Genomic DNA, 11,875 nt, shown 5'->3' on the forward strand with positions numbered 1-11,875 from the left:
ACTCCTGGCTGTGTTTGGAGCAGCCTCGCCCTTCTAACATAGGCGGTCTCTCGTGCTGCGCCTTGTGCCGGTGTGGATGGTCTCTCTCTTCAGGAAGTAGGGCTGGAATGGCTCTCCAGAATGGGGGTAGCACAACAGTCATCGAAGTGAATCAGCTTGCGTTCATTGAATCCGTTGCGGATCCAGATGATGGCCCCATCTTCGGTCTTTGCTTCGACCGTTCCGGTCCCTGGACCGATACCCGATCCGTCCAGGTAGGGCCATGATCCTGGGTAGGGCCACTGCATGACTGGCGCCAGACGTGGACCGCGCAGGGAAGGCACACGGCAACCATCGCCACCATCAAGACGCTGAGCCAACCATGCGTGACATTGCCGCCGAGGCAGCCATCTCATCAGGGCCAGAGCGGACTTACAGCGCTTCGACTGTTCTGCCACGGGGTGCTCCCCGTTGGATGAAGCTCGACCGGGCACGGCAACCGCTACTTCGCCCGGGTCCTAGGCGAAGCCGATACCTTCCTGGGCGAACGCTACCGAAGAATCGCACGGCGGCGCGGCAAGAAACGCGCCATCGTCGATGTCGGACGTTCCATTCTCGTGATCATCTGGCACCTGATCCAAGATCCGGACGCACGGTCCGTCCATGACCTCGGCGCCGACCACTTCAGCCGCCACACCAACCCCGACACCAGCAAACGCAACCACGTCCGCCAGCTCGAAGCCCGCGGTTACACCGTGACCCTGACCCCGGCAGCCTGACCCCATCCTCATCATCCACCGGCAGGCTCACCCCCGCCCGCCGGACAACTCCACCTGCACCGACTACAGGAAGCTCACCCCATTTTCGGCAGACGGTCTGGGTCACCAGATCGACCAGATGTCGCCGGTGGAGGTGGAAGGTGCTCGCAATGCACTACTGGTCCTCACCGCAGGCATGATCCGAGCGGTCCAGGGTCCCGACGTCGGCGACGCCGACTTCCTGCCGCTCCTCCGGCAACAACTGGAGGCGTGGATCGTTGAGCACCTCGCCTCGGGTGCGATCAGGGTCCGCGATCTGGCCGCAGCGCACAACGTCGCGTCCAGGACCGTCCATCGCGCCTTCGCCAGGACCGGTGACACCGTCGGATCTGTTATCCGTGTGCACCGTATCGCGGCCGCCCGCTCTGACCTGGTGAACGCGGGCTCTTCGATCGCCACGATCGCTCACCGCTGGGGGTTCTGCGACGCGAGTCACCTGGGACGGGAGTTCCGACGCGAGTTCTCGATGTCGCCCAGCGACTATCGCGAGGCATACGCCGTTACCTGATTACCAGACGATCGACGTGGCGCTCGGGTACCGGCGCCGGGCGTGATCGTTCTAGTTTTGGCCCGTCACATGACCAAAACTGAAGATGTGACGCGCGCCTCATCGGTGAGGAGTGCATCAACACCGGCAGGTCTGACGAACTTACGCTCAGGCATTCAGCCGCTACAACTATTCAGGAGGAACCGCAGATGCCGAGAACCCCAAGGGCGGGCCACGGACTGCGGTGGCTCGAGAAAGGCTCACCATGGCCAGCAACGTTCCGGCCGCAGCGGTCGATGAATTGAATCAGGAGTGTGTGCTCCGATGAAATTACCGACGGCGGTACGCCGTATCCATCGAACAGAAAGTTCACTGATGGCAATGAACAAAAAAGCCCTGCGCAGCGTTATCGCGTTCGCGGGCATCTCCGCATTCGCTTTGACGGCCTGCACGGGCCCGTCCGGCGGAGGCGGTTCGGCTTCTTCAGCTGCCGGCGGCCCGATCGCCTACGGCACCACGGACAAGGTCACCGCCTTGGATCCTGCGGGCTCGTACGACAACGGTTCGTTCATGGTGATGAACCAGGTCTATTCCTTCCTGCTTAACTCGAAGCCGGGCAGTGCCGAGCCCGTTCCGGACCTGGCCGAGTCCGCGTCCTTCACCTCACCCACCGGATACACCGTCAAGCTGAAGCCCGGACTCAAGTGGGCCAACGGCCACACCCTGGACTCCAAGGACGTGAAGTTCTCCTTCGACCGGCAGGTCAAGATCGCCGATCCTGTCGGCCCTTCCAGCCTCTTGACCAACATTGAGAGTGTATCCACCCCGGACGCAACCACTGTGGTGTTCAAGCTTAAGCAGGCCAACGACCAGACCTTTGCGCAGATCCTCAGCAGCTCGCCGATCGTCGACGACGAGGTCTTCCCGGCGGACAAGCTGCTTTCGGATGACGACATCATCAAGGCCAAGGCGTTCTACGGCCAGTACACCATCGACAGCTACAAGAAGAACGAGCTCATCAGCCTCAAGGCCTACCCGGACTACCAGGGTGTCTTGGGCAAGCCAGCCAATGATGCCGCCACGATCAAGTACTACGCCGATCCCACCAACATGAAGCTGGACATCCAGCAGGGCAACATCGACGTCGCAAACCGCAGCCTGAGCGCCACCGACATCGATGACCTGAAGAAGGACTCCAAGGTCAAGGTCAATGTGGGCCCCGGCGGCGAAATCCGCTACATCACGTTCAACTTCGACACCATGCCCTTCGGTGCCAAGGCTGCGGATGCCGATCCGGCCAAGGCGACCGGCGTCCGCCAGGCCATCGCCAACCTCGTTGACCGCCAGGCCATCGCGGACCAGGTCTACAAGGGCACCTACCTGCCCCTGTACTCCAACGTTCCCGGCGGCTTCCTCGGCGCCAACGAATCGTTCAAGGACGCTTACGGCGACGCCGGCAAGCCCAGCCTGGACAAGGCCAAGAAGGTCCTGGCCGACGCTGGTGTGACCACCCCTGTGTCGCTGAACCTGCAGTACAACGCGGACCACTACGGCAAGTCCTCGGGCGACGAGTACGCCATGATCAAGGACCAGCTGGAGAAGTCGGGCCTGTTCAAGGTCAACCTGCAGTCCACCGAGTGGGTTACCTACAGTAAAGCTGCGCGTGCTGATGAATACCCGCTGTTCCAGCTCGGCTGGTTCCCGGACTTCAGTGACGCCGACAACTACCTGTCCCCGTTCTTTCCGAACGGCGGCTGGCTGAAGAACCACTACAACAACCCCACCGTGACGGACCTGATCAACAAGCAGCTCACCACCACGGATAAGACCGCCCGCGAGTCGGCCATCAAGGACGCCCAGAACGCGCTGGCGAAGGACATTTCGACGCTGCCGCTGCTCCAGGGCGCGCAGGTTGCCATTTCGGCGAACGGTGTGAACGGCGTCGACAAGACGCTTGACGCCTCCTTCAAGTTCCGTTTGGGAACTGTCTCCAAGTAAGGCTGCATCAGCTGTCCTGACCAGCCTGCGAGGCGGGGGCGCCCTCGAGGCGCCCCCGCCTTTCCTGGTGATTGCCGCATCCTGCAGTTCACGGGGCCGGCCCCTGGCCGCGAAAGCACAACTTTAGGTACCAATGACAACACTGATTGAGGCGCCGCCAAGCGCCGCCGACGGACTCCTTCCGTCCAAGAAAAAATCCACGGGCGGGGGACTGGGCACCTACATCCTGGTCCGGTTCTTCCTGATCATTCCGACTATTTTCATCCTGGTGACCCTGGTCTTCTTCCTGATGCGGGTCATCGGTGACCCCATCACCGCCGCCCAGGGCGGCAGGCTTCCCCCCGAAGCGCTCGCCCAGCGCATTCACGACGCCGGGTACGACCGCCCGATCCTGGTGCAGTACCTGGAATACGTCGGCCAGGTGGCGACCGGCAACTTCGGCACCACCATCACCGACCGCCGGCCCGTTGTTGAAATGCTCGCAACCTTCGGCGCGGCAACCCTGGAACTGGCCATCAACGCCCTCATCGTGGCCCTGCTGGTCGGCATCCCGCTCGGCCTGATCGCCGCCTACAAGCGCGACAAGGCACCCGACGCCGTCCTGCGCTTCTTCGCCATCCTCTGCTACGCCACCCCTGTCTTCTTCGCGGGCATTCTGATGAAGCTGACCTTCTCGGTCTGGCTCGGCTGGCTGCCCGTCGCGGGACGGGCCTCCACCAGGACCGAACTGGCCATGGGAAGCCTGGCTTCCCCCACCGGGATCTATTGGCTGGACGCGCTGCGCAGCGGCAACATGACCGCGTTCGGCGACGTCGCTGCCCATTCGGTCCTCCCGGCCGTGACCCTGGGCCTGCTGACGGCCGGGGTCTTCCTCCGGCTGGTCCGCACCAACGTCATCGGCACGCTAGGCAAGGACTACGTCGAGGCCGGCAGGTCCCGCGGCGTCAGTAACTACCGGCTCGTCACCAAGCACGCCTACAAGCCAGCCCTCATCCCGATCATCACGGTCATGGGCCTCCAGATCGCCCTCCTGCTGGGCGGGGCCATCCTCACGGAGTCCACCTTCGAGTGGAAGGGCCTCGGCTACCAGCTGGTGCAATACCTGAACTCCCGCGACTTCGTCGCCGTCCAGGGCATCGTCGTGCTGCTGGCGGTCATCGTTGCCATCACGAACTTCATCGTCGACGTCATCGCAGCCCTGATCGACCCGCGAGTGAGGTACTAGCCATGAACGCAACCACAGTAAGCGGGCGCAAGCAGCCCCTCCTTTACCGCCTGCCGGTCATCTCGCACTTCCGGACGAGCGTCGGGCTGCAGCGCGGCATGCTCGTCACCGGCCTGGTGCTGGCCGTCGCCTTCCTGCTGACGGCGGCGCTGGCACCGGTCATCACCCCCTACGGCTTTGCCCAGCTCAGCGATGCGTCGGGTACATTCCCGGCACAGCAGCCCCCCAGCTCTGCCCACATTTGGGGCACCACGGTGAGCGGCTATGACGTCTTTTCCCGCGTGATCTGGGGCGCCCAGACGGCCTTTGTCGTGATCGTCGTCGCCGTCGTGATGTCGATTTTCCTCGGCGTCGCACTCGGCCTCCTCAGCGGCTACTTCGGCGGCTGGCTGGACCGGATGCTGGTGGTGATCGCCGACGCGATCTACGCTTTCCCGTCGCTCCTGCTGGCCATCGTGATGTCAATCGTCATCAACCACGGCCAGTCCAGTTTCTGGGGCGGCATCGTTGCCTGCGCCATCTCCATCTCCGTGGTGTTCGTCCCGCAGTACTTCCGGGTAATCCGTGCCGAGACCATCCGGCTGAAGGCAGAGCCGTACGTTGAATCAGCCAAGGTGGTGGGCGCCTCAAGCGTCCGCATCATGGGCCGCCACATCTTCAAGAACGCGACCCGCACACTGCCGCTGATCTTCACGCTGAACGCCTCCGAGGCAATTCTGACCCTGGCCGGACTCGGCTTCCTGGGGTTCGGTATCGAACCAACCTCCGCCGCCGAATGGGGCTTCGACCTCAACAAGGCCATAGCTGATGCTTCCTCGGGCATCTGGTGGACGGGTATCTACCCCGGTACGGCCATCGTCCTGACCGTGCTTGGGCTGACCCTGGTCGGTGAGAGCATGAACGATCTCAACGATCCACGGCTCAGGGGCCGCAAGAAGGCCGGGAGCAAGGTACCCGCCCCCGTCGGCCCCGCCCCCACCGCCGGCGCGCAGGACGCCGCTGAAGCAGAATCGAGCAGTTCATGACCACCAACATCGACCGGCCGGGCCCCGTTCTGGACATCGAGAACCTCAAAGTCACGTTCGCGACCGATGCTGGCGACGTCTTCGCCGTCAAGGACGTCAGCCTCGAAGTCAACCCCGGCGAGGTAGTCGCCATCGTTGGCGAATCGGGATCCGGTAAGACGGTGACGGCCAAGACCATCCTGGGCCTGCTGCCGGAGACGGCCGCCAGTCAGGGCGCGGTCCTGATCAACGGCAACAACGTCATCAGCGTCAGCGAGGCCAGGCTGCGGGAGATCCGGGGCCGCGATGTGGCCATGGTGTTCCAGGAACCGTCCACGGCCCTCAACCCGGTCTTCACCGTGGGCTGGCAGATTGCCGAAGGCATCCGCGCGCACGCCGGCACCAGCGGCAAGGTCTCGGCCAAGGACGCCAAGGCGCGGGCAATCGAAGCCCTCCGCAAAGTGGGCATCCCTGACCCGGAAACGCGGGTCAACTACTACCCGCACCAGTTCTCGGGCGGCCAGAAACAGCGCGTCGTGATTGCCGCCGCGCTCGCCCTGAACCCTGGCCTCATCGTGGCCGACGAGCCGACCACCGCCCTGGATGTCACCGTCCAGGCCGAGATCCTGGAACTGCTGCGGGACCTGCGCGATAACTACGGGACTTCCATTGTGCTGATCACGCACAACATGGGCGTCGTCGCCGACCTCGCCGACCGCGTCGTGGTCATGTACCAGGGCGACGTTGTGGAGGAGGCGTCCTCACGAGTGCTGTTCGCCCAGCCCAAGAAGGACTACACCAAGAAGCTCCTCGCCGCCGTCCCGCACCTGGGCCGCAACTCCGCATCCGTAGGCATGGTCGAACGTGCCCACCAGGGCGGCCAGGTGCTGGTTGAGTCAAAGAACCTGACCATCGAGTATCCGGGACGATTGGGCAGCCCGGCGTTCAAGGCCGTCGACGACGTCAGCTTCACCGTGTCCGAAGGCGAAGTCTTCGGTCTCGTGGGGGAGTCCGGCTCCGGCAAGACGACCATCGGCCGGGCGATCGCCGGCCTCAACCGGACCACGGGCGGCAGCCTGAAGGTGCTGGGCTACGAAATGCTGAACTTCAAAGAGCGCACCTTCAAGCCGCTCCGCAAGGAGATCGGCTTCGTGTTCCAGGACCCGGCGGCCTCGTTCAACCCGCAGCTGACCATCGGCGACTGTGTGGCAGAGCCGCTGATTATCCACTCCAAACCGTCCGCGGCAGAGGCGCGCAAGAAGGTCGGCGAGTTGCTCGAGTCGGTGCAGCTGCCGGCGTCGTTCGCTGACCGGTTCCCGCACGAACTCTCCGGCGGGCAGCGCCAGCGCGCCTCCCTGGCCCGTGCGCTCATCCTGAACCCGAAACTGCTCATCGCCGATGAGCCGACGTCGGCCCTGGACGTGTCCGTGCAGGCCGTGGTGCTGGAACTTTTCAAGGAGATCCAGCAGGAGTTCGGCTTCGCGGCCCTGTTCATCAGCCATGACCTCGCCGTGGTGGACATGCTCGCCCACTGGGTCGGGGTGCTCTACAAGGGCAAGATGGTGGAGCAAGGCCTTGGCAACCAGGTGATGGGCAACCCGAGCCACGACTACACGAAGAAACTCATCGCGTCGCTGCCCGTTCCCGATCCTGAAGAACAAGCCAGACGCCGCGAAGAGCACCGCGAGATGCTCGAAACCGAGCTGCTGGGAAACTAAGGCGCAGCCAACCGTAAAACAGTCGTAAACAGGCCCTTCGCAGTTAAGCATGGTTGGCCAGTTGGCTCCGATAGGGCGGCTTGGCCGACGGTGTTGTTGAAACCAAAGACCGGGCACCGGGAAATGGGGAACCTGGCCTTTGAAGCTGCCGTTTCGTAGCTGGCTGCGTTGACCGGGAGGTGCGCCCGGGCTTGTAGAGCCACAGCTCGTCCGGCGCCGCAGGGCAGGCCCTCCCGGTGGCGGACGGCCTGCCCTGCGGCGCCGACGATCTGCGGCGGGACGACCTCACCTGGACCTCCCCTTCCGGCGGGCCAAGAGCACTTCCAAAAGACCAATACTTTGAACAACCTGAAGGGCAGACCGTTGACCGACCTCCTCCGACCTGGGCCTCAGGATCACCGCCACCCACCGTGGCGCTGGAAAAGAAGCTTCCGCGCACAGAGCCCGGGACGCATCCCTGGCCATGATCCAACCATTGATCCTCGAACTTTCCCGCAGGATCAGCCGCCGGGCTGCGCTCCTGAAGGCCTCATCGATGGACCCGCCCCCAAAGCTCCAACGACCTGGCCGCCCTCGCGTGGATCCAGCGATCCCTGGATGAAGTTGAAGCCACCATCGTTGGTCTGTCGGCAGCAAACCGCCGCCATTCTGCGGCGTTCCAAGGTCCTGCTGAAAGCCTGGCCCCTAAGTTCCGCTGGGCCAATCGACCGGCCGGTTTCGTCCCCGACTGACCATGCCGGCGGCTACCGCTTCTCCTTCCACGCCACGGCAGCTGGCCTGTCGAAAGTACTGATCACCCCCTGAGAGTGAGGACTCATCACCATGCACGCAACACCCGGTTGTCTCGTCGTAGCCGTTCAAACGCGAAAGGAACTGGACGCCGTTCTGGATGAGGCGGTGGATCTCCTGAAGCCGGCGGCGATGGCTGAACACGTCGGCATCTCCGTGACGCGGCTGGCCCCCGGCCGCTATGAAGCGCGCCTGAACAGCGAAGTTCCCCCCGGCGTGACACTCGAAAAGTGGGGGTATGAGCTGCGATGAGCCAGGGTCAGAGCGGTGTCTCCGGTGCGCCGGCCAGCAGCGTGTTTAATATGGTCTGCCCTGCTGCCCGCCAGGCCGGCTGTTCGCTGCGTGCGGCAGCTCTCGACGCAGGGCCAGGGAGAAGCGGGTCGAAAGAGTCGCTGACAGAATGCGAAATTGAAGTTTTCTTGTCCCTGGCCCGCGGCCACCGCATCGCCGTGAGAGATCACGAAACGGGCGCATTGTCGCATGGGTGGGTTGACATGGCGTTTCCCGAACACGGATTTGTCTGGGTTATCACGGACGTCGGTGAGCGGAAGCTGCTCGACATTGGTCGGCACACGGTCTGGCGGCCCGACCAGTCCGAACCCTGCGGCAGCGTTCGCCGGGAAGCCGGTTGCCGTCCGGAGTCCGGAGTCCGGAGCGCGGCGTGTGCCGCGGAGCACGCGTAAGCCCGCCCTAACGGGGTCGCCGTAGTACTCGCCGAAAATCGGGCGGATATTGCTGGGGTAGGCTTCTGAGCTGGGAACTTGTGGGCTCGTTGGAGGTCGTTCTTGGCTACGCACGTGTTTGCTGATGAAGAGCTGGATCGGCTTCGGGGGTTCCCGGAGATCGGCCGGGACGAGTTGTTCCGGTTCTTCACCCTGACCCCGGCGGATGTCGCGTTCGTCGATCCCGGCCGGGGGCGTGGACCGGCTGACCGGCTGGGTTTGGCAGTGGCGTTGTGCACGTTACCGTGGCTGGGGTTCGTGCCGGACAAGGTGTCTTCGGCGCCGCCGGTGGTGGTGGCCCGGCTGGCCGGCCAGCTCGGTATCGATGCGGAGGAGTTGCGGTCCTATGGGCGGCGCGCGAAGACCCGGACCGAGCATCTGCGGTTGGTGGCGAAGTATCTGGGGTGGCGGCTGCCGTCGACGATGGAGCTCAAGGAGCTGGACGAGTTCCTCCTGGCCCGGGCGTTGGAGCACGACTCGCCAACGTTGCTGTTCCGGCTGGGATGCGAGTACTTGATCTCGGCACGAGTGCTCCGGCCCGGGCCGGTGGCCGTGGTCGAGCGGGTCGCGCATGCCCGCGCCGAGGCGCAGCGGGAGACTTTCGACCGGCTGGCCCGCGAATTCACCGAGGCCCGGTGCGCCGCGCTGGACGCACTGCTGGTGACCGACCCCGGGATCGGCATGTCCCGGTTGCGGTGGCTGTCGACAGGCCCTGTCGAGGCGTCCCCGGCCGCGGTGAAAGCTGAGGTCGCCAAGCTGGAGTTCCTGCGCGGCCTGGGTGCGGATACCCTCGACTTGTCGGTGCTGCCCGCCGAGCGGCGTCGGTTCCTGGCCACGGTCGGGCGCCGGTTGACCGCGCAGGCGCTGGAACGACGCGATCCGCAGCGCCGCTACCCGATCCTGCTTACGATGCTGGCGCAGTCGGCGACCGATGTGCTCGACGAGGTGGTGCAGCTGTTTGACCAGGCCATCTCCGCGCGGGAAAGCAAAGCCGGGCGCAAGATGCGCGACGCGCTTGCCGAGCGGGGCAAGGCCGGGGAGGACCGGCAGGCGCTGCTGGATGACCTGCTGGCCATCATCACCGACCCGGCCGTGCCTGATGAGCAGATCGGCGGGTTGATCCGTGGTGACCGGATCGGGTGGCCCCGCCTGCGGGCCGCGTTGGCGCAGGCTTGCCCGCGATTGCCGCGCGATCATGGGCATCTCACGGCTTTGGACGGCTCCTACGGGTATCTGCGGCAATTCACGCCGCACGTCCTCGCCGCGGTGACGTTCGCCGGCGGCACCGCCGCGGCCGGGCTGCTCGATGCTGTGGAGATCCTGCGAGGACTCAACGCCGCCGGTGCCCGCCTGGTCCCGGCCGACGCGCCGACCGGGTTCGTGCCTGCGCGGTGGCGCGGCTACCTGGAGGGTGCGGCCATGTCCGGCAACACCAGCGCCTACCGGCACTACTGGGAGCTGTGCACGCTGCTGGCCCTGCGCGACGGGCTGCGCACCGGGGACGTGTTCGTGCCGGGCTCGCGCCGCTACTCCGACCCGGCTGCCTACCTGCTCACCCCGGACAGGTGGGGATTGCAGCGCGCAGAGTTCTGCCGGCTGGTGGGCAAGGCCGCCGATCCCGCCCGTGCGCTGGCCGCGGCTGAGGACGAGCTGGGCGAGGCGCTCGGGGAGCTTGAGGTGGTCCTGGCCGCCGGGGACGGCCCGGTGCGCCTGGACGAGGACGGTGACCTGGTGATCTCGCCGCTGTCGGCGGAGGACGTGCCGGCCGAGGCGACGGCGTTGAAGGCGGAACTGACCGCGATGCTGCCGTTCGCGCCGATCGTGTCGTTGCTGATCGAGCTGGACAAGCGCACCGGCTACTTGGACTTCTTCACCCATGCCGGGGGCAAGCAGGCCCGCAGCCCGGAGTTGAAGCGGAACCTGATCGCGGTGCTGATCAGCCATTCCACCAACCTTGGACTCACGCGGATGGCTGATGCGTGCGGGATCTCCTACGACGTGCTGGCCTGGACTGCGGAGTGGTACGTGCGGGAGGAGACGCTGCGCGCGGCGAACCTGGCGATCATCGACTACCACCAACGGCTGCCGCTGGCCCCGGTGTTCGGCACCGGCACCCTGTCCTCCTCGGACGGCCAGCGCTTCCCGACCCGCGGCAAGTCCGTCACCGCCAGGGCCCTGAGCAGGTATTTCGCGAACGAAGGGCTCTCGACGTACACGCACGTGACGGACCAGCACACCACCTACGGCACGAAGGTCATCGTCGCCACGAAACGCGAGGCCCATTACGTCCTTGACGAAATCCTGGGGAACGCGACCGACATCCCCATCACCGAGCACGCGACGGACACGCATGGGGTGACGCTGGTCAACTTCGCCCTCTTCGACCTGCTCGGACTCCAGCTCTCGCCCCGCATCCGGGACCTGGGCAAGATCACCCTCAACCGCATGGGATCCCGCGCGCAGGCCGAAGCCGACTACCCGAACACCGGGCCGTTGCTGACACGCAAGCTGAACACCGAGCTGATCGCCGAGCACTACGACGACCTGCTCCGCCTGGCCGGGTCGCTGAAATTCGGGCACGCCACCGCGTCCCTGCTGGTCGGCAAGCTCTCCGCGTCCGGCAGGCAGAACGCGCTGGCGGCGGCGCTGAAGGAGTACGGGGCGCTGCGCCGCACCATCTACGCCGCCCGCTACCTGGCCGACCCTGCCTACCGGCGCAAGATCTCCCGGCAGTTGAACAAGGGAGAGTCGCTGCACGCACTCAAACGGGACCTGCTTTACGCGCACGAGGGCGCCGTTCGTGCCCGGCACCTGGAACGGCAGACGGAGCAGGCGTGGTGTCTGACCCTGGTCACCAACGCCGTGGTCGCGTGGACCACGGAGTACTACGGTCTGGCCGTCGAGTCGATGCGGACGGCGGGGCGGCGTCTCGACGACGAGGTGTTGGCACACATCTCCCCGGCGCACAGCGAGAACATCAACTTCTTCGGATCCATCGACGTCGACATCGAAGGTGAGCTGGCCCAGCTCGGCCCCACCGGCTACCGGCCGTTGCGGGTGCGCGACACGCTGTTCTGAAGTGAGGGCGTGGGGCACCGCTTGGTGGGGCACGGTGGTGGCGGGTTTCCCGTCAGG

At 65.1% G+C, this 11,875-nt stretch carries 8 protein-coding genes; all 8 read left to right on the forward strand.

What is annotated here, in order from left to right; all coding sequences use genetic code 11:
• Positions 1-596: 596 nt before the first annotated feature.
• Positions 597-758: a hypothetical protein gene (locus AC3ANQ_RS08005; RefSeq protein WP_488304598.1), complete on the forward strand. Its 162-nt coding sequence runs from the start codon at positions 597-599 to the stop codon at positions 756-758.
• 118 nt (positions 759-876) lie between these two features.
• Entirely contained in the window at positions 877-1,305 is a 429-nt protein-coding gene (locus tag AC3ANQ_RS08010; protein WP_488304599.1) for a helix-turn-helix transcriptional regulator, read from the forward strand.
• 354 nt (positions 1,306-1,659) lie between these two features.
• Entirely contained in the window at positions 1,660-3,282 is a 1,623-nt protein-coding gene (locus tag AC3ANQ_RS08015) for an ABC transporter substrate-binding protein (protein ID WP_488304600.1), read from the forward strand.
• Positions 3,283-3,415: 133 nt separating this feature from the next.
• Positions 3,416-4,507, forward strand: coding sequence for an ABC transporter permease (locus tag AC3ANQ_RS08020; RefSeq protein WP_488304601.1), 1,092 nt, complete (start codon positions 3,416-3,418; stop codon positions 4,505-4,507).
• Positions 4,508-4,509: 2 nt separating this feature from the next.
• Positions 4,510-5,532, forward strand: a complete 1,023-nt coding sequence (locus AC3ANQ_RS08025) for an ABC transporter permease (RefSeq protein ID WP_488304602.1) — start codon at positions 4,510-4,512, stop codon at positions 5,530-5,532.
• Positions 5,529-7,229, forward strand: a complete 1,701-nt coding sequence (locus tag AC3ANQ_RS08030) for an ABC transporter ATP-binding protein (RefSeq protein WP_488304603.1) — start codon at positions 5,529-5,531, stop codon at positions 7,227-7,229. The genes AC3ANQ_RS08025 and AC3ANQ_RS08030 overlap by 4 nt, the downstream gene beginning before the upstream one ends.
• Before the next feature lie 822 nt (positions 7,230-8,051).
• Positions 8,052-8,270, forward strand: a complete 219-nt coding sequence (locus AC3ANQ_RS08035; RefSeq protein ID WP_488304604.1) for a hypothetical protein — start codon at positions 8,052-8,054, stop codon at positions 8,268-8,270.
• 545 nt (positions 8,271-8,815) lie between these two features.
• On the forward strand, positions 8,816-11,818 hold the full coding sequence (locus tag AC3ANQ_RS08040; RefSeq protein ID WP_488304605.1) for a Tn3 family transposase: 3,003 nt from the start codon (positions 8,816-8,818) through the stop codon (positions 11,816-11,818).
• Positions 11,819-11,875 lie beyond the last annotated feature (57 nt).

It is taken from the genome of Arthrobacter sp. DMZ02-1R (assembly GCF_057747935.1).

What these genes read in the sequence shown, in the direction of transcription:
- AC3ANQ_RS08025 (WP_488304602.1), top strand. Translation starts at nt 4,510, where the DNA reads ATGAACGCAACCACAGTAAGCGGGCGCAAGCAGCCCCTCCTTTACCGC.
- AC3ANQ_RS08030 (WP_488304603.1), top strand. Translation starts at nt 5,529, where the DNA reads ATGACCACCAACATCGACCGGCCGGGCCCCGTTCTGGACATCGAGAAC.
- AC3ANQ_RS08010 (WP_488304599.1), top strand. Translation starts at nt 877, where the DNA reads ATGTCGCCGGTGGAGGTGGAAGGTGCTCGCAATGCACTACTGGTCCTC.
- AC3ANQ_RS08035 (WP_488304604.1), top strand. Translation starts at nt 8,052, where the DNA reads ATGCACGCAACACCCGGTTGTCTCGTCGTAGCCGTTCAAACGCGAAAG.
- AC3ANQ_RS08015 (WP_488304600.1), top strand. Translation starts at nt 1,660, where the DNA reads ATGGCAATGAACAAAAAAGCCCTGCGCAGCGTTATCGCGTTCGCGGGC.
- AC3ANQ_RS08020 (WP_488304601.1), top strand. Translation starts at nt 3,416, where the DNA reads ATGACAACACTGATTGAGGCGCCGCCAAGCGCCGCCGACGGACTCCTT.